The sequence below is a fragment of the Streptomyces sp. NPDC019443 genome (assembly GCF_044389785.1).
Taxonomy (GTDB): Bacteria; Actinomycetota; Actinomycetes; order Streptomycetales; family Streptomycetaceae; genus Streptomyces.
Genome location: NZ_JBIRYJ010000004.1, coordinates 507,027 through 527,755, shown reverse-complemented (window position 1 = coordinate 527,755; position 20,729 = coordinate 507,027). Strand labels below are relative to the sequence as shown.

Genomic DNA, 20,729 nt, shown 5'->3' with positions numbered 1-20,729 from the left:
ATGCCTTGCTGTGGGGGGACGTTCAATGCGTACGGGCTGATTGCAGCGCCGCGCGCAGATGGCCGTGAGACTTGGCTAGCAGGTCGGCCGCCGTGGGGCCGTCGACCGAGCCGAGGATGGTCAGGATCGCGTTCTTCACCTCGCCGTCGGTGGCGGCGAGCGCGGCTTCGATCTCCTCGTCCGAAGCGCCGGTGGCGAGCGCGACGATCCGCCGCGAGCGGGCGCGCAGCTTCTCGTTGGAGGCGCGGACGTCCACCATCAGGTTTCCGTACGTCTTGCCGAGCCGGATCATCGTGATCGTCGAGATCATGTTGAGGACCAGCTTCTGCGCCGTACCGGCCTTCAACCGCGTTGATCCGGTGAGCAGTTCGGGTCCGACGACGACCTCGATGCCGTGGTCGGCGGCCGCGCCGAGCGCGCTGTCCGCGTTGCAGGACAGGCCGATGGTGAGCGCGCCACGGGCGCGGGCGTGCTCGACCGCGCCTATGGCGTACGGCGTGCGGCCCGACGCGGAGATCCCGACCACCGTGTCGTCCGCGGTCAGTTCCAGCGCGTCCAGGTCGGCGGCGGCCAGCTCCTTGCTGTCCTCCGCGCCCTCGACCGACTTGACCATGGCGGAGGGGCCGCCCGCGATCAGGCCCACGACCTCGTCCGGATCGGTGTTGAAGGTGGGCGGGCACTCGCTCGCGTCCAGTACGCCGAGCCGCCCCGCCGTGCCCGCGCCCGCGTAGATCAGCCGGCCGCCGCGGGACATCCGCTCGGCGGTGCCGTCGATCGCGGCGGCGATCCGCGGCAGCTGCGCGGCGACGGCGGCGGGGACGGTCTCGTCCTCGCCGTTCATGATCCGGGCGATCTCGAGGGTGGGGAACTGGTCGATGTCGGCGAGCTCGGGCCGGAACGCCTCGGTGGTGAGGGTGGCCAGCTGAGCGCGCAACTTGGAGTAGTCCTGGGTGGAGGTCATGAAAAGCGGCTCTGCTTTCTCGGTCCGTGGGGGGTCGGAGCGCCTTAGCGGGTGCGGGTGCGAGGGCTGTGCCGGTGCGCGAGGGCCTCGTACGAAGCGGCGAGGGCAGGCGCCGCCGTCTCGTACGTACGCTGCGCGATGCCTATGAACAGGCAGTCGACGACCAGGAGTTGGCTGGTGCGGGACGACATCGCGGCCGGGCGCAGCTCGCTCTCCCGCGCGGTGGAGGTGGTCAGCACATGGTCGGCGTACTGCGACACCGGCCCGTCCGGGCGGCCGGTGATCGCTATCGTCGTCGCGCCGCGGTCGAAGGCGACGCGCAGCGGCTCGATCACGTCGCCCGTCGAGCCGGAGTGGGTGATGGCGATGGCGACGTCGCCGGAGCGGAGCTGCACGGCGTTGGTGACGGCGAGGTGGGGGTCGGCATGGGCGTGCGCGATCAGGCCGATGCGCAGCAGCTTCTGGGCGAGGTCCATGCCGACGAGACAGGACGCGCCGACGCCGTAGATGTCGATGCGGCGGGCGGTCGAGGCGGCGGTGACGGCCGCGCCCAGCTGTACGGTGTCGAGCCCCGCGGCCGTGTCGGCGAGGGTCTGCTGCTCGTCGTACGCGAGCTTGGCGACCACGTCCGCGATGGGGTCGTCGACGGCGATGTCGGCGGTGACGGCGGGGGCCCGGCCGGACTGCTGGTGGGCGGCGAGGCCGGCAAGCGCGAGGCGCAGATCGCGGTAGCCGGGGTAGCCGAGGAGGCGGGCGGTGCGGACCACGGTGGCCTCGCTGGTGCCGGTGAGCTCGGCGAGACCGGTGACCGTGAGGGCCGCGCAGCCGGCCGGATCGTCGGCGACGGCTTCGGCGACCCGCTGCATGGAGCGGGTCATGGACGGCGCGAGGGTGCGCACCTTGGCCGCGAGGGCGGCGGGGGCGGGTGGGGCGTCGCCGCTGAAAATTTCCTTCACTGAATTGGTCACCCTTGAAAGATATTTTCGCCCTTCGTTCATCGTCAACCCCCTGAGGTCACAGCCGTGGCGCATGGGGTGACAATTGCTCCATGGACGACGCGAACCCCCTGGAGCAGGCTCTGCACGCGGCGCGCGCCCTGGTCCTCGCCGATCTGGCCGCCCGCGATGTGGCGGACGCCGGGGTCGTGTCGCTGGTCGAGGAGGCGGTGACGCACCGCCGCTGGTGGGTCGAGCAGTGGCCGGAGGGCGTCGAGTACGTCGCGGGGCTGATTGCCCAGGACGTCCAGGACGCGCTGCTGGAGCGGTACGGCCGGTGGCCGCTGTGCCCGGTCTGCGACGCCGGCGACCCGCACGCTTTGGACGTCGAACCGGAACTGGGCCCGGACCCGCACTGGGTCTGTGCGAAGGCGGGCGTCGTGGTGGCCCCCGTTGGCGGCCTTTCGTGACTGTCTACATCGACCCGCCGACCTGGCCGGGCCATGGCCGGATGTGGTCGCACCTGGTCAGCGATGTCTCGTACGAGGAACTGCACGCGTTCGCGGCATCGATCGGCTGCCCGCCGCGCGCCTTCGAGCGGGACCACTACGACGTGCCGTCGCACCGGTACGGGGACGCGGTGGCGGCGGGCGCGGTGCAGGTGTCGAGCCGCGAGGTGGTCGAACTGCTGACGAAGGCGGGGCTGCGCAGACGCAAGGGGTCCCCGTAGCCCGGTCAGCGTGTGAGCAACTCCAGTTCCAGCGACAGGTTCTGACGGGCAGCTGACTCCCACTCCCGCTCCCCGTACGGCGTATGGAACAGCCGTGGCAGGTCGAGCAGTTGGCGCAGCACCGCCGCGCGGCCCTCGCGGAAGGCTTCGTCCGGGACGAAGCCGTACTCCTCCCGTACCGCCGCCGTGTACGCCGCATACCGCTCTGGGCCCGACGCCAGGATCGCCAGGTCCGCGTCGCACAGGACTTGGCCGTTGGCGTCGCCCGGATCGGGCGCGTGGGTGATCGTCAGGCGGACCAGACGGGCGACTTCCGCGGTATGCGCGGGGGACAGGCCGGCCTCGGGGAGGGCGAGTTCGGCCAGGCGGGCGGAGCGTTCCTCGTTCTCCGAGCGGTCGGGGAGGTAGACCGCGTCGTGGAACCAGGCCGCGAGACGGACCAGATCCGGGTCGGTGGCGTACTCCTCCAGTACGTCGATGTGGCTCAGGACCGCCGCCAGGTGGTCGACCGTGTGGTACCGGCGCTGCGGCTCCGACCAGCGGGCCAGCAGATTTTCGGCGTACGGCAGCGGGTCCGGCCCGCTCGCTCCGTCGCGGGCGGCGAGCAGCGTCTGAGACCAGCGGGCGCGCAGGTCCACGGAGTCGTCGGTCATACCGCTGACTTTATGAGCTGCTCCACGTAGGAGGCAGGGCGGGCGGGGTCGCACTGATGCCTTCGCGGTACATGCGCATTAGGCTGGGTATTGGACTAGACCTGTAGGGCCTGTAGTCGTCTTCCTGAAGGAATGGGGTCACATGAGCAACCGTGCAGTCCTGGAGGTGATCGCTCTCGACGCGGAGGACGCGGTCGCGGCCCAGTCCGGAGGGGCGGACCGACTCGAGCTGGTCACCGACATGGCGGCGGACGGGCTGACGCCGTCGAGGGAGACGTTCGCCCGGATCCGGGCGGCCGTCGACATCCCGCTGCGCGTGATGCTGCGTCAGTCCGACGGGTTCGCGGCGGGCGACGTCGACGCGCTGGTGCGGGCGGCGGGGGAGCTGCGGGCGGAGGGCGCGGACGAGTTCGTACTCGGGTTCCTGGACGAGGACGGGAACCCGGATCTGGTGACGGTGGAACGGGTCGTGGCGGCGCTTGGGGGATGCCGGTGGACGTTCCACCGGGCGATCGACCGGGCGGCGGACCGCGATGCGCTGCGCAAGGAGCTCGCGGACCTGCCGGGCCTGGACACCTATCTGACCGCCGGCTCCGCACAGGGTGTGGACGACGGCCTGCCCACGCTGCTGGCTGAGGTTGCGCGGCGGAACGAGCCGGGCTACGGCCCGCGGATTCTGGTGGGTGGCGGCCTCCGCCTCGACCACCTGCCCGTGCTCCGGGCCGCGGGCATCGACGGGTTCCACATCGGTGGGGCGGCTCGGTCGGGCGGCTGGGACGGCCCGGTGGACGCGGCGGCGGTGGCGGAGTGGCGCGAGGCGCTCGCCTGATGTAGCCGGTTCTCAGGCGGTCGGTTCGTCGGTCTTGGCGGCGGAGATGGACGGCAACCTGCTCCCCGGATGCGTGGCGCCCGGATCGCGAGTCTGCTCACGCCGATCCCCCATCCAGCGGCATTTTTGGCGCAAGTACATGGGCCGACCAGGTGATAAACCGAGATGAAAGTTCAAGGTTTATCCCAACCTGCCCGATTTGCCAGGGTGTAGCGGATCGACCTCAACATGTCTCCGCCAAGGACTAAGGAGAGTTGCATGATTCCTGGTAACAGGAGCTCGCGCGCGTTTCTTCGTAAGAGGCGCGGGTTGGTGACGGGCAGCATGCTTGCGCTGCTGACCGCCACGCTGGGAGGGATCTCGTTCCCCGTCCACGCCGTCTCACATGGGCAGTCCCACGTCATTTCCGCGACGGACGAGTTCGGGCCTGAGGGCCTGGACGGCCTGGACGGCCGGGACGGCCATGACGGAAGGGACGGAAAGGACGGCAAGAACGGCAAGAACGGCAAGAAGGGGGCGACCGGGGCGACCGGCGCGACCGGCGCGACGGGTGCGACCGGCGCGACGGGTGCAACGGGTGCGACCGGCGCGACCGGTGCGACCGGCGCGACCGGTGCCGCGACGTGCAACAGTATCCACTCCGCGCTCATGGGAGATCTGCAGCTCTTCGCAGTGGTCGAGGCCGGGCAAATCTTCTCTGGTATCAGGGACCTCGACCCCGCGCCTCCCGGCCCCACTGACTGGGAGAACATCACCACACTCGGTACTCCCCCGGTCACGATCGTGGGCGCCTGCGATGCCACGATCGAGACGATGGGGGCCGAGGCATTCATCGAGGTCACGACCACGGATGGAACCGTCTGGCAGACGATCTGTGACGTAGACGATGGAACAGCCCCAGACATCATCTGCAACGATCCTTGGACCGTGATCGTCCCGCAGCCCACCCCCTGAGGCGCGAGAGGCGCCGACGGCCGGGAAACCCTCTGTCGGAAGCCTGAAGTCGAGTGTCGTGCCCGGTACCGGCCAGGTGCCGGGCACGACACCCGTGCGCCGCGTAACAGCACGCAGCGGCCGGCCCGCCCAGCCCCGCCGCCCGTGGACGAGACGCCCTACCGGCCAAGTTGGACGGGCAGCGGGGCGGCGTGCAGCAGGATCAGTCCTGATACGGCTCGGGTGAGGGCGACATACAGCCGGCGCAGACCGGTCCGCTCGTCGGGCTCGCCGTCGACGACCGCGGCGGGCTCGTCCAGTACTACGTAGTCGTACTCCAGGCCCTTGGCGAGCGACGCCGGGACCAGGGTGAGGCGGGACTCGGCCGTTGTTTCCTCGCCGGGGGAGAGATACGAGTGGCCCGCCGATGTCAGGGCCCCGGCCAGCGACGGGATGCGGGCGTCCGCCGCGATCAGGCCGATTGAGCCCTCGTTGTCCAGTGACTCGGCGCACGCGGCGACGACCGCCCCGTTCAGGTCCGTGGCGTCGACCTCGCGGACCGACAGCGAGCCCGGCGATTCGCGGACCGACTTCACCTCCGCCAGGCCCGGTGACATGTGCGGCAGCAGCCTCGACGCATACGCGATCACCTCGCGGGGGACTCGGAAGCCGGCAGTGAGCTCCTCGACCGTCGCGTCCGGTTTGCCCAGGTGGGACAGGGCCTCCGGCCAACTCGCCGTCGCCCACGGGGTCGTGCCCTGCGCCAGGTCGCCCAGGACCGTCGCCGAGCCGGTCGTGCAGCGGCGGCCCACCGCGCGGTACTGCATCGGAGACAGGTCCTGCGCCTCGTCGATCACGACATGGCCCAGCGAGTGCGTGCGCTGCACCAGGTCGTTCGCCTCGTCGATCAACACCGCGTCCGCCAGGGACCACTTGGCCGACCGGACACCGCGCGCCGGCTTCGTCCACAGGATCGTCTTCTGCTCGTCCGGGCTCAGGACGCCCTCGGCGTGTGTGGCGAGAAAGTCGGGGTCGGACAGCAATCGGAGCACCAGCTTCGGCGGGTCCACCGGTGGCCAGATGGCCTTCACCGCTGCTTTCACCGCAGGGTTGCGCGCCACCGCGTCCTGCACCCGGTCGTCCGGTGCCTCGCCCGCCTGTTCCATCCGGACCAGCACCGAGTGCGCGATACGTTGCGGAAGGGCGTCGCGGGCCGCGCCGTAGCGGATGTCCCGGTCGAGCAACTCCCGCACGATCTCTTCGAGTTCGTACGCCGGAAGCCGCCAGCGCCGCGAGCCCCGCACCACCATCAGCGGCTCCGCAGGCATCGTCACATGCGAACGCACCGCCCGCCGCAGCACCTCCGCCATCCTCGCGTCGCCCTTGACGACCGACGCCGCGGCCTCGTCCGCACCCCGGACCTCCACATGCGCCACCAGGTCGTCGACCGTGGCCTGCCTCACCTCCAACTCGCCCAGCGCGGGCAGCACTTGCTCGATGTAGTGCAGGAAGGACTTGTTCGGGCCGATGACCAGCGTGCCCGTCCTGGCCAGCCGCTCCCGGTGCGCGTACAGCAGATACGCGACCCGGTGCAGTCCCACCGCCGTCTTTCCGGTGCCCGGGCCGCCCTGCACGCACACCGTCCCGGACAGGCCCGAGCGTACGATCTCGTCCTGCTCCGGCTGGATGGTGGCGACGATGTCCCGCATCGGGCCCACGCGCGGGCGCTCGATCTCCGCCTGGAGCAGCTTGCTGGTCCGGTTCTGCTCCGCGGGGTCGGTCAGATGCTCGTCCTCGTACGCCGTGAGGTCGCCGCCCGTGTAACCGAAGCGCCGACGCAGACCGACGTCCAGCGGGTCCTTCCTGGACGCCCGGTAGAAGGGCTGCGAGACGGGTGCGCGCCAGTCGATGACCATCGGGTCGCCGCCCGCGTCATGGACGTGCCGACGGCCGATGTAGAAGCGCTGCCCTTCCTGGGTGGTGTGCAGATAGTCGAGGCGGCCGAAGAAGAGCGGGGTGTGGGAGAGGTCGGCCAGCGCCTGGATGCGCCCCTCGATCTGCGCCTGCAGGACGGCGGCGTTGACCCAGTTCGCCGTGACGTCGCGGATGTCGAGGGCCTGGACGTCCTCACGCATCGCGCGGAGCGCGGCACGCGAGGCGGCGAGATGGGCACGCTCACGCGCGAGCGGGTCCGCGAACGGATCAGGGACGGGTGGGGCAGGGTCTGGGGCGTGCGCGGGCACGGGTTTGCCTCCGGCGGGTGCTGCGTGGATCACGACATGGCGGACCGGCCGGTTTCCGTCCGGGCGGCGGCGCTCCTCGGGGGAGGCGGGCAAGAGCGGCGATTCTAGTCAGCGGGCCGGTGGCGGGCGAATGATTTTCTTCCGCGGGCCCACCCCCCCCCGCGTCCTCCCCGTAGGGGACGGCCTATGCCTGGAGTCGTACGCGGGCAGGCGCCCGGTTCAGTCCGCAGATCGATGTGCTCAGCAGGCCCGGAGCCCATCATGGAGACATGAGCACAGCAACCTTTACCCCAGGCGCCCACATCCCCCACCCACACCACGGAGCGACCGCCACCGGCTCCACTCCGCACTCCCCGCACCTCCTCGGCAACGCACTGCGCGCGGTCAAGGTCTTTGCAGGCGCCGTGTTCAGCGTCGCCGTCCTTGGGGAGTACGCCGAGGAGGCAGGCGTCCGCCGCCGCTGACACCGGATCCACCGACCCCTGGTGCTGACACCGGATCCACCGACCCCCTAGTAGGGTCGCGGCCGTGAAGTACCGGAACGTGACCCCTCGTTTACTCACCGCAGTAACCGCCCTCGCTCTCGCCCTCTCGTTCGCCGCGCTCGCCGCACTCTGCATCGACCAGCGCATTCCGATGGCCGACACCCTCGTGTACCGGGCCGAGGGGGCAGCCGTCGCGAACGGCACCGATCTCTACGGATTCACCGTCACCCAGTGGCAACTGCCCGCCACGTATCCGCCCTTCGCCGCCATCCTCTTCGTACCGACCACCTGGCTGCCCGTCCCGGCACTCAAGGTGGTCTTCGTCGTCGGGAACGTGGCTCTGCTCGCCCTGCTGGTGCGGCTCTCCTGCCGGTTCGCCGGACTGCCCGCGCGCCCGCCGCTGGTCATGGCCGCCGTCGCCGCAGGCCTCTGGCTCGAACCGGTCTTCCAGACGCTCCTCTTCGGGCAGATCAACCTCGCCCTCGTCTGCCTCGTCCTGTGGGACCTGTCCCGGGACGAGGAAGCCATCGGCAAGGGCTTCGCGCTCGGCGTGGCGGCCGGCGTCAAGCTCACGCCCGCCGTGTTCATCCTCTATCTGCTGATCACCGGTCGGGTACGGGCCGGGCTCACCGCCCTCGCCTCCTTCATCGGCACCGTGCTGCTGGGCGCGCTCGTACTCCCGCACGCCAGCGTCGACTTCTGGACCCGGCGCATCTTCGAGACCGGGCGGGTGGGCAAGGCGTGGATCGTCGACAACCAGTCGCTGCAAGGACTGTTCGCCCGGGCGCTGCACACCCCGGAGCCGGGGCCACTCTGGGCACTGGCCGCCGCCCTCACCGCCGTTGCGGGCCTGTGGATCGCCCGACGAGCCGTGAGCGGGGCCCGGGGCGTCCTGGTCACCGCGCTCACCGCGCTGCTCGTCTCGCCGATCAGCTGGTCGCACCACTGGGTGTGGTGCGTACCCCTGCTGGCGGTGCTGATCGCGGAGGGCCGGCACCGCACGGCGGCTGCCGTCGCCGCGGTCTTCCTGGCCCGCACCCTGTGGCTGGTACCGCACCAGGGCGCTGCCGACCTCCAACTCCCCTGGTGGCAGCAGGCGTTGGCGTCGCCGTATCCGCTGCTCGGGCTGGCGCTGCTGGCACTTGCCGTGCGGCACGAGCGAGTGTCGCCGGCGCCGGGTCTCGTGCCTGGCCCGCGTGTTACTGCCGCGAAGGACTCGAGTGAGCGCGACGTGAGTACGCGCACGGGCGCGGTCTGAGTACGTCCACCCAGGCTCCGGCTCGACCTTGCCCCTTGGATGGAGAACATGACGACGACGCCCGTACTCGACGCACAGACCCAGGACGACCCCCTCGCCCCTTCCAGCCGCTCCGTCCGCTTCGGCGCGGGCATCGGGCTCGTCCTGCTCTTCTTCGCCTTCGCGTTCTGCCTCGTACTCGCCTTGATCGACGCGGTCGAGGGCGACGGCCGCGCCGGAGTGCTGTTCAACGCCGGCATGTGGTCGCTCGCCCTGTCCGGCCTCACCGGCCTCGGCGGCGTATTCGCCCCGCAGAGCGTGATGACCCGCGAGGCCCGGGCCCACACCGTGAAGGTGCAGTACGTGCTTGCGGTGCTGGGCCCGGTGCTGGTCGGCCTCGACTAGGGCGTGCTTCGGCCCGGTGCTACTTCGGGCTCAGGAACTCGTCCGCGTCCACGATCCGGTAGGCGTACCCCTGCTCCGCCAGGAACCGCTGGCGGTGCGCCGCGAAGTCCTGGTCGATCGTGTCGCGCGCCACCACCGAGTAGAACCGTGCCTCGTGCCCGTCCGCCTTCGGCCGCAGCACGCGCCCGAGGCGCTGGGCCTCCTCCTGGCGGGACCCGAAGGTGCCCGACACCTGGATGGCGACGGTCGCCTCCGGCAGGTCGATCGAGAAGTTCGCCACCTTCGACACGACGAGTACGGAGATCTCGCCCTGCCGGAACGCGTCGAAGAGCTTCTCGCGCTGTGCGTTGGACGTCTCGCCCTTGATGACCGGCGCGTCCAGATGCTCGCCCAGCTCGTCGAGCTGGTCGATGTACTGGCCGATGACCAGCGTCTGTTCGCCGCGGTGCTTGGCGACCAGCGCCTCGGTCACCTTCCGCTTGGTCTCGGTCGTCGCGCAGTAGCGGTACTTCTCCTCCGTCTCGGCCGTCGCATACGCGAGCCGCTCCGAGTCGGTGAGGTTGACCCGTACCTCCACACAGTCCGCGGGCGCGATGTACCCCTGAGCCTCAATCTCCTTCCAGGGCGCGTCGAATCGCTTCGGCCCGATGAGCGAGAAGACGTCCGACTCGCGGCCGTCCTCCCGTACGAGCGTGGCGGTGAGCCCCAGCCGCCGGCGGGCCTGCAGGTCGGCGGTGAACTTGAAGACCGGCGCGGGCAGCAGATGCACCTCGTCGTAGACGACCAGGCCCCAGTCCCGCGAGTCGAAGAGCTCCAGGTGGGGATAGATCCCCTTCCGCTTCGTCGTCAGCACCTGGTAGGTGGCGATGGTGACAGGGCGGATCTCCTTCCGCGTACCGCTGTACTCGCCGATCTCGTCCGCGGTCAGCGACGTCCGCTTCACCAGCTCGTGCTTCCACTGGCGGGCCGAGACGGTGTTGGTGACCAGGATCAGCGTCGTGGCCTTCGCCTGTGCCATCGCACCGGCCCCGACGAGCGTCTTGCCGGCACCGCAGGGCAGCACGACCACGCCCGAGCCGCCGTGCCAGAAGCCCTCGACGGCCTGCTTCTGGTACGGGCGCAGGGCCCAGCCGGTCTCGTCGAGCTCGATACGGTGCGCCTCGCCGTCGACGTACCCGGCAAGGTCCTCGGCGGGCCAGCCCAACTTCAGCAGCGTCTGCTTGATCTGCCCGCGCTCGGAGGGGTGCACGGCGACCGTGTCCTGGTCGATCCGGGCCCCGACCAGCGGCTGGACCTTCCTGGACCGGAGAATCTCCTCCAGGACGGGGCGGTCGGTGGTGGTGAGCACCAGCCCGTGGGTGGGGTGCTTGCTCAGGGTCAGCCGGCCGTAGCGGGCCATCGTCTCGGCGACGTCGACGAGGAGGGCGTGCGGGACGGGGTAGCGGGAGTACGCCACGAGCGCGTCGACGACCTGCTCGGCGTCGTGCCCGGCGGCCCGGGCGTTCCACAGGCCGAGCGGGGTGACCCGGTAGGTGTGGATGTGCTCCGGGGCGCGCTCCAGCTCCGCGAAGGGCGCGATGGCGCGACGGCAGGCGTCCGCCTGCTCGTGGTCGACTTCGAGGAGGAGAGTCTTGTCGCTCTGGACGATGAGGGGTCCGTTCACACCTGCGCCCTTTCGGTGAGGCCAAACCTCCAGTCTGCCGCATCGAGTGGTCTCGCAGGCCAGGTGTGGCGCTGTTCACCGGCGACGTACGGGCCTGTCCGGGGGCGGCGGGGGTACCCGCACGTCCATGACAACGGGAGCACATCCCCGTGCGGCGAGGGGCAGAACAGCATTGCGCGTGTGCGCCATGGTGGTGGCGTTTGTGGCGCTGGTCGCCTTCTCTGCCGTACTGGCCCGGCTGACCCTCGCCCCTTCGCACGCCTCCGCGGACATCGCCCCGGCCAACCTCCGTCCGGGCTCGTCGCTGCGGCAGTACGCCGAGGAATACACCTTCCTCGCGGCGTGCAAGCAGGTCGGCGGCAATCTTCTGCTCGGTGTGCCCTTAGGGGTGCTGCTCCCCCGTCTTCGTACCGCGGTCGATGCGGCTGGTGCGGGTGATCGCGCTCACCGTGGTGGTGATGGCACTGGTGGAGCCGGCGCAGGGCGCGGTGGTGCAGGGGCGGGCCTTCGACGTGGACGATGTGATCCTCAACACGTCGGCTGCTCGGCTATCTGCTGCTGGGGCGCCGGTTCGCGCATGCGACAGCCGTCAGGCCCGTGAAGTCCGTCAGGCGGGGTCGTCCGCGAGTTCGGCGACGCCGGTGATGCGGTGCAGGGGGTATGTGCGGACCTCGTCCGCCGTGTGGTCGTACGCCGTGACGAAGCCGCCCTCCACGCGCACCGGCGCGATGACGCGCTGGCTGGCCGCGCCGTCCGCGTTGACGTAGCCGATCCAGAGGGCCGCGCCGGTCATCGCCGCGGCCTGCACGGTGGCCAGCGTCTCGGCGGACGTGGTGCGGGGGAGTTCGCCGTTCCTCGCGGGCTCCGGGACTGGCTTGCGTACGACGGTGGCGGCCATGTCGCCCGCGCGGATCGCCTTCACCGCCGCGCCGAGCAGCGTCCCGTCCGGCACCGGCGGGCCGTCCGGGACCGGGACGGGCGCGGTACGGGGCGGGGTGCGGCGGGCGTGGGCGCGGGTGATCAGCACGTCGCCCTCCGCGGACTCGGCGGCGGGCGCGTACCCCATGGTGCGCAGCCCTTCCAGCAGCGTCGCCGGGTCGGCCTGGGCGGCCAGGACGGTGGGGGCGAGGCGGCGCAGCCGCAGGCCTTGGGACCGTTTGTCGGCGAGGATCTCGCCGAGCAGCGCGTCGTCGTCGCAGCGTACGTAGGCGGACGCGGAGCCGATGCGCAGATGGCCGTGGCGGCGGGCCACGTCGTCGACGAGATAGCTGAGCGGCTGCGGCACGGGTGTACGGGAGTGCGTGACCAGGAAAGTGTGCAGGTCGGAGGCGGATTTTCCGGCGTCGAGCGCGCGGCGCACGGAGGCGGGTGTGAAGCGGTAGACGGTGGCGCCGCCCTTGGACTCGATGTCGGCGAGCACGGCGAGGGTCTCGGCGAGCGGGCGCTGAAGGGGGCCCGGGGCGACGGCGGTGAGGTCGGCCTGGAGAAGGATGTGATCGAGGGGCTCGGGGAGAAGCGGCGCGAGCGCGGCGGCGGAGGCGGCTCGGGCGTCGGGACCGCCCGGTTCCGGCAGGCCCGAGCGGGCTGCGCCCAGTCCGGGCGCAGCCGTGAGCCCGGCGGCTGCTTCGGTCCCGCTCGGCGGCGCGGTGGAGCCCGCGGCGAGTTCCCCGTTCCCGGCGGAGGCTTCCCCGTACACCGTGTGCCCCAGCAGCGCACGCCCGTGCGTCGACAGGGCCCCGCGGCCCGTCACGCCCAGGACCTCCGCCTCGGTCAGGGTCCAGGCCGCGATGCGGGAGCGCAGGTCTGTCGGGACGCCGGTCGCCGCGTTCCGGGCCGCGTTCGTGTCCAGGTCGTGTGTTCCGGTGCCGCGGAGGGGGCGTTCCCAGCGGAGGCGGGCCAGGACCGATTCCGGGTCGGGGGCCGTGCCCGCGGGGAGCCCGGCGAGCAGGTCGAGGACGCGGCGGCGGACCTCGATCGCGGCTGAGCGGTCCAGGTCGGGGCCGAGGGCCGAGAGCGTACGGCCCTTCGTGTCCTGGCCGCCGACCAGGCCCGCCGTGCGCGTCGCGGTGAGCCAGGCCGCGGCGAGCCGTGCCCACCGGTCGGCCGCCGGAAGCGTGAGCCAGTCGTCGTACGCCGGCGTCGGCGCGTACCGTTCGTCCGCCTCACCGTCCGCCGCCAACAGGCCCGCCGCATAAGAGAGTTCGAGCCAGAACGCGGCCATCTGCTCGTTCGTGTCCAGCGCGGCCGCGGTGCGCTTGAGGTCACGTACGGAAAGGCCGCCCGAGCGCAGCACCGCCGGCCCGCCCTCGTGCCAGTCCTTCAGCAGGTCCTCGACCGTCGACAGCGCGGTGAAGGCCTGGCCCGCCGCCGTACTGTCCACAACCTGTGGACGGCCCTCGGCCATCGACGCCGTCGCGGCCGGCCTGACCGCGGGCGGCTCCGGCTCCGGCGCGCGGTGGGCGCGGCCGCCGCGCAGATGCAGCGCCGCCTCGCGCGGCAGCACGACCGTCCTCAGCGACGTGGGCAGCAGCAGCCCGCGGTCGCGCAGCCACTGCACGGGCGGCGCGGGGTTCGCCGTGACCTCTCCGTACGGAGGGCCCCAGACCAGCCGGTCGAGCACCGTCAGCGCCTCCGACGGGGCCGTGTCGAGCAGCGCCGCCATCCGCGAGCGGTCGGTGAACAGCGAGGTCAGCGCGGCGACCGCGGAGACCGGATCGTGCGTGGTCGGCAGCCCGGCCGCCGCGAGGATCTCCTGGAGCCGGCCCGGCGACATCCCGGCCGTGGCCTCGGCGACGGTCGGGCCGAGGCCGGTCGGCGACGGTCGGGTCGGCGACGGGGCGAGGAGTTCGCGCGCGGTGCGTACCAGCCGCAGCCGGTCGTCGCCGCCCCACACCAGCGCCTGCCCGCGCAGCACGTCCACCGCCCGCGGCAGGGCCGCCTCAATCGCCGGGTCGCCCTCCTCGCCGGTCAGCAGTGCGAGGAGCGTCGCGTACGGGGCGGGGTCGGGGGCCACCGCCAGCGCCTCGGCGGTCTGCAGCGTGAACCGGTCGAGCCGCTCCAGCGCCCGTACGACGGAGGCACGTGTGCCCGCCCGAGTGGCGAGCTGCGTCAGATCGTTCGGCACGGGGCTCAGCAGGTCGGGGCGGGCGCGCAGCAGTGCGGCCAGATCCTCGTCACCGCGGGCACGCAGCGCTTCGGCGAGCGTGCGCGGAGTGCTCGGACTGCTTCCTTCGGGCATGGTCCCCATCCGCCCCACGGTAGTCCCTGGAGCGCTACGGTCGGGGACAGGGCGGGCCCGGGGAGACAGGGCGGCCGGGCAGGAACGTCAGGGGAAATGCCGGTGGGGATCGAGAGCGATCAGCTCGTCTACGACTATCTGAGCCGGGTCGGGGACCTGGCCCAGCAGCATCAGCTGCCGTCCAACACCCGGATGAGGCTGGTCTCGTCGCTGCGGAACGAGATCGACCGGCAGCGGGCGAAGTTCGGCTCGGACAGCCCGGCGGCGGTACGCCGGATTCTCGGGCGGCTCGGTACGCCGGACGAGGTCGTGGCGTCCGCGTCCGAGGACGGACCTTCCGCCGGATCACAGGCACATGTACCGGCGCCGCCGCGGGCCGCCGTGCCCGAGCAGCGCGTACGCCGCCGGATCCCGCGGCCGCGCAAGTCCGCGGCTCCCGGGCAGCCCGAGGCCCCACGAGCTGCCACCGGCGCGTCGCCCCCGCACCTCGCGGGGATGGACGAGCTCGGCCCCTCCGGCAGCGAGCCCGACTGGTGGCGGATCGAGCCGGGATCGTTCGGGGCGGGCGAGAGCGTGGCCGGGTTCGTCGGCGGCGTGGAGATCCCCGAGATACTCAAACCCCCGCCGTCCAAGGAGGACTTGGCCGCGGCCGCCGAGGCGGAGGACCCGGACGAGGAGTACGAGGACGAGGGCGAGGGCGTCGACGAGGTTGAGGCGGACGCCGCACCGCGCCGGTGGCGTCCGCGGCTTCGCCGCCCTACCGAAGCGGCCGCGCCGAGGCCCGCCCTCGCCAACCCCTTCCTGCTGCTCGCCGCCGCTCTGCTGGTCGCCGGCGCCGTGCTCGGCTCCTGGCTCGCCCTCGGTGGCGGCTGGCTCCTCGCCTACGCCTCGCGCCGGCTGTCCCGTACTGAGGCGAAGTGGGCGGTCGTCGGCCTGCCCGGGGCGGTCGTGGCGGGCGGACTCGTCTGGCTGTGGGGCCGGGTCAACGGGCGCTGGGGCGAGCCGATCCCGCAGGACGGGATGCGCGACGCGCTCGCCGGCACCTGGCCGTGGGTGGTGAAGGGGGCGGCCGTCGCATCCGCGCTCTATCTGGTGTGGCGGGCGCGGAGGCGCTAGGGCGCGCCTACTTCGTGAGGTCGGCCCGCAGCTCGTCGAGGATCTTGCCGGCCGCGGTGTAGCCGATGCCCTGGATCCACAGCTGGTCGTCGACCTGGAAGACCGTGCCGTTCTTGACGGCCGGCAGGTTCCTCCACAGACCGCTGCCGAGGGTCTGCGTCCGCTTGGCCTTCTTCGGGTCGCCGTACGTGGAGTGGAAGATGACGTCCGCCGCCGCGAGGTCGATCTTCTCCGGGCTCACGTCGTACGAGAAGCCGTCCTTGGCCTCGTCGGTGATGGCGGGGCGGCCGAGGCCCACGTCGGCGAGGATCGTCGCGATGTAGTTCTGCTTGCCGTAGATGCGGATGTCCGCGCCCTCGACGAAGCGCACCACGTTGATCTCGGTGGCCGCGGCCTTCTCTTTGCCGCCGAGGGCCTCGGTGACCTTCTTCGCGTGGGCGGCGTACGCGGAGACGGCCTTCGCGGCCTCGTCCTTCTTGCCGAGCGCGTCTGCGTGCACCTGGAAGTTCTCCTTCCAGGGATGGCCGGTGCTCTCGGTCATGACGGTCGGAGCGATCGCCCTGAGCTTGTCGTACTTGTCGCCGTCGCGGACCTTGCTGGTGAGGATGAGGTCCGGCTTGAGCGCGGCGACGGCCTCCAGATTCGGCTGGGTGATCGCGCCGACGTCCTTGATCCCCGCGACCTGGTCCTTGGGCAGGTAGTTGAGGAAGCCCGACTCGACGTCGGCGTGCGCGGCGCCGACCGGCTTCACGCCCAGCGTGATCGCGGAGTCCAGCTCGGCGGTGTCGAGCACGACGACCCGCTGCGGCGCGTCGGGGACCTGGACGTCGCCCATGGCCGTCTTGACGGTGTGGGTTCCGCCTGCGCCCGGCGACGTGTCCTTGCTGTCCTTGCTGTCGTTGCCGGAGCCGCACGCGGTCAGGGCGAGCGCCCCCGCGAGGACGACGGAGCCGGCGGCGAGGGTGCGGCGGCGGAGGTTTCCGGTCATGGGTGACGGAGCCTTTCAGCGGGAGGTGGCAGGGGCGGGGACATCGGCGACGCGGGAGGGCGAGTACGGCGCGCCCGGCACGACCAGCGGCGACCCCGTCACCGGGTCCGGGACCACCACCGATTCGAGGCCGAAGACCTCGCGTACGAGATCCGCGGTGACTATCTCCTTCGGGTGGCCCTCCGCGACGATCCGGCCCGACTTCATGGCGACCAGGTGGTCGGCGTACCGCGAGGCCTGGTTGAGGTCGTGCAGCACGGCGACGACGGTGCGCCCGCGCGAGCCAGTAGGAGTCGGATGCGCCAACTGCCGTACGAGATCCAGCACTTCGACCTGGTGGGCGATGTCGAGATACGTCGTCGGCTCGTCCAGGAGCAGCAGATCCGTCTCCTGCGCGAGCGCCATCGCGATCCAGACGCGCTGCCGCTGCCCGCCGGACAGCTCGTCCACCGACCGCTCGGCGAGCGCATGGACGTCCGTACGCTCCATGGCGTCGGTGACCGCGCGCTCGTCCTCCTGCGACCACTGCTGCCACCAGTGCTGGTGGGGCTGGCGGCCGCGGGAGACGAGGTCGGCGACGGTGATCGCCTCGGGGGCGACGGGGGACTGCGGCAGCAGCCCGATCGACTGCGCGATCCTCTTCGTGGGGATCTTCGACAGCTCCTGGCCGTCCAGCAGCACGGCCCCGCCCCGGGGCTTCAGCAGTCGCCCGAGGGCGCGCAGGGTCGTCGACTTCCCGCAGGCGTTCGGGCCGACGATCACCGTCACCTGTCCGTCAGGGACGGCCAGGTCGAGCTCGTGCACGACTGTGTGGTCCTCGTAGGCGAGCGTCAGCTCGCGCGCGGTGAGCCTGCTCACGCCTTGCCTCCAGCGGTACGACTACGGACGATCAGCCAGATCAGATACGGGGCGCCGACGGCGGCCGTCAGCACGCCCACCGGCAGCTCGGTGGGCGCCAGGAGCTTTCGCGCAAGCAGGTCGGCGAGTACGACGATGACGGCGCCCATCAGCGCGGAGCAGAGCAGCGGGATCTGCGCGGTCCGGGTCATCCGGCGGGCGATCTGCGGAGCGAGCAGCGCCACGAAGTCGACAGGTCCGGCCGCGCCGGTCGCCACGGACGCCAGGACGACTCCGAGGACCACGAGCCCGAGCCGTACGCGCCCGAGCCGCACGCCGAGCGCGGTCGCCGTGTCGTCGTCCATGCTCACGGTCCGCTGCGCGCGGGCGGCCCACAGCACCGCGGGCCCGAGCACGAGCAGCGTCCAGCCGAGCGGGGCCGCCTCCTCCCAGCCGCGGCCGTTGAGCGAGCCGGTCATCCAGATCTGGGCCTGCTGGGCGACGAGATAGTCGCCCTTGGTCATGAAGAGGGTGGTGACCGACCGGAGCGCGATCGCGAAGCCGATGCCGATGAGCACGAACCGGGTGGCGTGCAGCCCGCCGCGCCAGGCGAAGACGTACACGAGCGCGGCGGCGACGATGCCGCCCGCGACGGAGAGGTACGGCAGCACGGTGTACGAAGTGACCCCGAAGGTCATCGCCCCGACGGTGACGGCGCTCGCGCCCTGGCTGATCCCGATGATGTCGGGGCTGGCGAGGGGATTGCGCGCGACGGTCTGGATGAGCGCCCCCGCGACACCGAAGGCGGCGCCGACCAGGAGCCCGGTGACCATGCGGGGCAGCCGCAGGGTGCCGACGACGAGCTCGTCGGGCGAGTCCTGCCCGGCGAGGACCTTCAGCACCTCCCCGGGCGCGACGAAGCTCTCGCCGACGCAGAGGTACGCGACGCAGACGGCGGCCAGCACGACGCCGAGGATCCCGGCGCCGACGGCGGCCCGCCGATGCACGAGGAAGCTTCCCCTCCCGGCCCGTACGAGACCGTACCCGGCGGGCCGGACGGTCACGGTCTCACCGCTCATGCGGCTCTCCTGACCGGGCGCGGGCCCTTGCTGGGGCGCTGCCCCAGACCCCGCGCCTCAATCTCCCCCAGACTTTGTCCGGGGGGACCCCCACGGGGGCTGGATTGTGCCCGGTGAGGCTGATGAGCCCGCCCGGCGATTGAGGACACGGCCGAAGGCCGTACGGGGTCCGGGGCGGAGTCCCGGTTCGGGAAGGGGCAGGCAGGGGAACCGCTCCGCGCAGCGGAACCCGCACCTCCGCACCGGCGCCCCGGCCCCCGCACTCACCGATCCTCATGCCGGAACCGCCTTCCGGCGGACCAGCGTGACCAGGAACGGCACCCCGATCAGCGCCGTCATCACGCCCGCCGGGATCTCGCTCGGCGGGAAGATCACCCGGCCGATCACATCCGACACCAGCAGCATCACCGGGCCGATGAGCGCCGCCATCGGCAGCATCCAGCGGTGGTCGCCGCCCACGATCGCGCGGGCGATGTGGGGGACCGCCAGGCCGATGAAGGCGATCGGGCCCGCGGCCGCCACGCCCGCGCCCGTCAGTACCGTCGCCCCCACGCCGCCCACGATCCGTACCGTCGCGACCTTCTGGCCCAGCCCCTTCGCCACGTCCTCGCCCAGCGCCAGCGCGTCCAGGCCGCGCGCGACCGACACCACCAGCACCGCGCCCACCAGCAGGAACGGCCAGATCTGGCCGACCACCTCAGCGTCGCGCCCGGCCACCGAGCCGACCTGCCAGAAGCGGAACTCATCCAGCGCCGCGGCCTTCGTCGTCAGCACCGCCATCGTCACCGACACCAGCAGTGCGTTGATCGCTGCGCCGCCCAGCGCCAGCTTCACCGGGGTCGCGCCGCCGCGGCCGCTCGACGCGATCGCGTACACCGCCACCGACGCGAAAGCCGCGCCGGCGAAGGCGAACCACACGTACCCCGTCAGAGTGTGGATCCCGGCGAAGGCGATGGCGAGCACCACACCCACCGAAGCGCCCTGGCTGATGCCGAGGATCCCGGGATCTGCGATCGGGTTGCGGGTGATGCCCTGCAGGACCGTGCCGGCGAGGGCCAGCGCCGCTCCGACCATCACGCCGATCAGCGTGCGCGGCACCCGCAACTGCCGTACGACTTCGGCGTCACCGTGCCCCCCGTGCAGCAGGGCGTCGAAGACGGCGGACGGCGCGATGGCGCGAGCTCCGACCGCGAGGCTGAGCAGCACCGCGAGCAGCAGGGCCACGACGGCTGCCGCCGTCCAGCCGATGCGGCGGACCACGAGCGCGCGTCTGGCTGACATGAAGACCAATCAGAAGAACAAGTAGAACAAGAAGGACAAAAAAGACCCACGGTTGGTAAGGGCTGGCTAAGTCTAAACGGCGGGTCTTAGAGCCCGGATGGGCACAATGGCCCCTATGGCTACGCACCCGCTCACCATCGGCTTCGACCTCGACATGACGCTCATCGACTCCCGGCCCGGCATCCACGCCGCCTACCGGGCGCTCGCCGCCGAGACCGGTGTCTGGATCGATGCCGATCTGGCTGTGACGAGGCTCGGGCCGCCCCTGGAGCAGGAGTTGGCGCACTGGTTCCCCGATGAGCGGGTCCAGGAGATGGGTGACCGGTACCGCGAGATCTATCCCACATACGCGATCGGGCCGGCCCTCGCCCTGCCCGGTGCCCGCGAGGCCGTGACCGCCGTACAGGAGCTCGGCGGCCGCGCGATCGTCGTCACCGCAAAGCACGAGCCGAACGCCAAGCTCCACCTGGCCCATCTCGGGATAGCCCCGGACGAGGTCATCGGCTGGCTGTGGGCGGAGGCCAAGGCGGAGGCCCTGCGTGAGCACGGCGCGAGTGTGTACGTCGGTGACCACACCGGAGACGTACGGGGCGCGCACACGGCCGAAGCACTCTCCGTCGCGGTGCCGACCGGGCCTTGCGACGCGGCCGAACTGCGCGCGGCCGGCGCGGACGTGATCATTGACGACCTGACCGCGTTCCCCGCCTGGCTACGCGCCTACAGTGCGGATTTGGCCTGACGGCGCTGCGCCGCGATCGAGCGCAGTACGCCCGCCGCGGCGATCAGGAATCCGACGCCCATCAGCATGCACACCGCGTACGCGACTGACGGGAACGGCTCGGTCCCCAGGAACAGCGGGGCCACGGTGACCAGAGTGGCCACGGCGCCGACGATGAAGACGATCACGCCGACGCGCACCAGCCCGTCACCAGGGGCGGGAGGAGTAGCAGTCATTCGGCCAGGGTAGTTCCTTGCGCGTAGGAACCGTTCGGCGACGTCTTGTCACCAGCCCCGGGACCATTAGCCTTGGGGGTGGCGGGTCAGGCGACCCGCTGTAGTGCTATCCAGGACCGTTTTTCGGTGCCCAAGTTCCGGTGCCCCAGCGCCCCAACGAGT

Annotated in this window: 20 protein-coding genes and 1 pseudogene; 10 read left to right on the top strand and 11 right to left on the bottom strand. The window is 71.5% G+C overall.

The genetic code is table 11. The features are described 5' to 3' along the window. Window positions 1-22 precede the first annotated feature (22 nt). Both murQ and ACH492_RS16570 read right to left on the bottom strand, forming a co-directional pair. Window positions 23-961: an N-acetylmuramic acid 6-phosphate etherase gene (gene murQ, locus ACH492_RS16575; protein WP_398987058.1), complete on the bottom strand. Its 939-nt coding sequence runs from the start codon at window positions 959-961 to the stop codon at window positions 23-25. A 44-nt stretch (window positions 962-1,005) separates the two neighbouring features. After that, window positions 1,006-1,929: a MurR/RpiR family transcriptional regulator gene (locus ACH492_RS16570; protein ID WP_398987056.1), complete on the bottom strand. Its 924-nt coding sequence runs from the start codon at window positions 1,927-1,929 to the stop codon at window positions 1,006-1,008. 80 nt (window positions 1,930-2,009) lie between these two features. Here ACH492_RS16570 and ACH492_RS16565 point away from each other — a divergent pair, with 80 nt between their 5' ends. Together ACH492_RS16565 and ACH492_RS16560 are read left to right on the top strand one after the other, a co-directional pair. After that, window positions 2,010-2,366: a hypothetical protein gene (locus tag ACH492_RS16565; RefSeq protein WP_398987054.1), complete on the top strand. Its 357-nt coding sequence runs from the start codon at window positions 2,010-2,012 to the stop codon at window positions 2,364-2,366. After that, on the top strand, window positions 2,363-2,626 hold the full coding sequence (locus ACH492_RS16560) for a DUF4031 domain-containing protein (protein ID WP_356225667.1): 264 nt from the start codon (window positions 2,363-2,365) through the stop codon (window positions 2,624-2,626). Before ACH492_RS16565 ends, ACH492_RS16560 begins: the two co-directional genes overlap by 4 nt. 5 nt (window positions 2,627-2,631) lie before the next feature. Here the strand turns inward: ACH492_RS16560 and ACH492_RS16555 are convergent, their stop codons facing one another. Beyond that, window positions 2,632-3,279 (bottom strand): hypothetical protein, encoded by a 648-nt coding sequence (locus ACH492_RS16555; protein ID WP_398987052.1) that lies wholly within the window; start codon window positions 3,277-3,279, stop codon window positions 2,632-2,634. A 142-nt stretch (window positions 3,280-3,421) separates the two neighbouring features. On the opposite strand from ACH492_RS16555, the gene ACH492_RS16550 reads away from it, so the two are divergent. Continuing rightward, window positions 3,422-4,108, top strand: a complete 687-nt coding sequence (locus tag ACH492_RS16550; protein WP_398987050.1) for a copper homeostasis protein CutC — start codon at window positions 3,422-3,424, stop codon at window positions 4,106-4,108. Between the two features lie 312 nt (window positions 4,109-4,420). Next, entirely contained in the window at window positions 4,421-5,062 is a 642-nt protein-coding gene (locus ACH492_RS16545; protein ID WP_398987048.1) for a hypothetical protein, read from the top strand. A gap of 158 nt (window positions 5,063-5,220) precedes the next feature. Here the strand turns inward: ACH492_RS16545 and ACH492_RS16540 are convergent, their stop codons facing one another. Then, a complete protein-coding gene (locus ACH492_RS16540; protein WP_398987367.1) occupies window positions 5,221-7,284 on the bottom strand; it encodes a HelD family protein in 2,064 nt (687 codons plus the stop codon). A 269-nt stretch (window positions 7,285-7,553) separates the two neighbouring features. Here ACH492_RS16540 and ACH492_RS16535 point away from each other — a divergent pair, with 269 nt between their 5' ends. From ACH492_RS16535 to ACH492_RS16525, 3 genes are all read left to right on the top strand, one after another. Then, window positions 7,554-7,748: a hypothetical protein gene (locus ACH492_RS16535; RefSeq protein WP_398987046.1), complete on the top strand. Its 195-nt coding sequence runs from the start codon at window positions 7,554-7,556 to the stop codon at window positions 7,746-7,748. 172 nt (window positions 7,749-7,920) lie between these two features. Beyond that, a complete protein-coding gene (locus ACH492_RS16530) occupies window positions 7,921-9,027 on the top strand; it encodes a glycosyltransferase 87 family protein (RefSeq protein WP_398987365.1) in 1,107 nt (368 codons plus the stop codon). A 48-nt stretch (window positions 9,028-9,075) separates the two neighbouring features. Next, window positions 9,076-9,411: a hypothetical protein gene (locus ACH492_RS16525; protein WP_398987044.1), complete on the top strand. Its 336-nt coding sequence runs from the start codon at window positions 9,076-9,078 to the stop codon at window positions 9,409-9,411. A gap of 19 nt (window positions 9,412-9,430) precedes the next feature. Here ACH492_RS16525 and ACH492_RS16520 read toward each other — a convergent pair whose 3' ends face one another. Then, a complete protein-coding gene (locus tag ACH492_RS16520) occupies window positions 9,431-11,074 on the bottom strand; it encodes a DNA repair helicase XPB (RefSeq protein ID WP_398987042.1) in 1,644 nt (547 codons plus the stop codon). Between the two features lie 187 nt (window positions 11,075-11,261). Between ACH492_RS16520 and ACH492_RS16515 the strand changes: the two are divergent. After that, a pseudogene (locus tag ACH492_RS16515) lies at window positions 11,262-11,644 on the top strand (VanZ family protein); the annotation flags it as partial. Between the two features lie 37 nt (window positions 11,645-11,681). Here ACH492_RS16515 and ACH492_RS16510 read toward each other — a convergent pair. Further along, a complete protein-coding gene (locus tag ACH492_RS16510) occupies window positions 11,682-14,312 on the bottom strand; it encodes a helicase-associated domain-containing protein (RefSeq protein ID WP_398987362.1) in 2,631 nt (876 codons plus the stop codon). Between the two features lie 102 nt (window positions 14,313-14,414). Here ACH492_RS16510 and ACH492_RS16505 point away from each other — a divergent pair, with 102 nt between their 5' ends. Further along, complete coding sequence (locus ACH492_RS16505) at window positions 14,415-15,428, top strand: hypothetical protein (RefSeq protein ID WP_398987360.1); 1,014 nt, start codon at window positions 14,415-14,417, stop codon at window positions 15,426-15,428. A 7-nt stretch (window positions 15,429-15,435) separates the two neighbouring features. On the opposite strand, the gene ACH492_RS16500 is transcribed toward ACH492_RS16505, so the two are convergent. The 4 genes from ACH492_RS16500 to ACH492_RS16485 all read right to left on the bottom strand — a co-directional run bounded on the left by ACH492_RS16500 (window position 15,436) and on the right by ACH492_RS16485 (window position 19,613). Then, a complete protein-coding gene (locus ACH492_RS16500) occupies window positions 15,436-16,416 on the bottom strand; it encodes an ABC transporter substrate-binding protein (protein ID WP_398987038.1) in 981 nt (326 codons plus the stop codon). Window positions 16,417-16,431: 15 nt separating this feature from the next. Beyond that, window positions 16,432-17,274: an ABC transporter ATP-binding protein gene (locus ACH492_RS16495; RefSeq protein WP_398987036.1), complete on the bottom strand. Its 843-nt coding sequence runs from the start codon at window positions 17,272-17,274 to the stop codon at window positions 16,432-16,434. Beyond that, the gene (locus tag ACH492_RS16490) at window positions 17,271-18,332 is read right to left on the bottom strand and encodes a FecCD family ABC transporter permease (RefSeq protein ID WP_398987034.1); all 1,062 of its coding nucleotides are present in this window, start codon (window positions 18,330-18,332) and stop codon (window positions 17,271-17,273) included. The genes ACH492_RS16495 and ACH492_RS16490 overlap by 4 nt, the downstream gene beginning before the upstream one ends. A gap of 273 nt (window positions 18,333-18,605) precedes the next feature. Beyond that, window positions 18,606-19,613: a FecCD family ABC transporter permease gene (locus tag ACH492_RS16485; protein ID WP_398987032.1), complete on the bottom strand. Its 1,008-nt coding sequence runs from the start codon at window positions 19,611-19,613 to the stop codon at window positions 18,606-18,608. Between the two features lie 106 nt (window positions 19,614-19,719). Between ACH492_RS16485 and ACH492_RS16480 the strand changes: the two genes are divergently transcribed. After that, window positions 19,720-20,352: an HAD family hydrolase gene (locus tag ACH492_RS16480; protein WP_398987030.1), complete on the top strand. Its 633-nt coding sequence runs from the start codon at window positions 19,720-19,722 to the stop codon at window positions 20,350-20,352. On the opposite strand, the gene ACH492_RS16475 is transcribed toward ACH492_RS16480, so the two are convergent. Further along, window positions 20,331-20,567: a hypothetical protein gene (locus tag ACH492_RS16475; protein ID WP_307662693.1), complete on the bottom strand. Its 237-nt coding sequence runs from the start codon at window positions 20,565-20,567 to the stop codon at window positions 20,331-20,333. The two genes, ACH492_RS16480 and ACH492_RS16475, sit on opposite strands and share 22 nt — an antisense overlap. Window positions 20,568-20,729 lie beyond the last annotated feature (162 nt).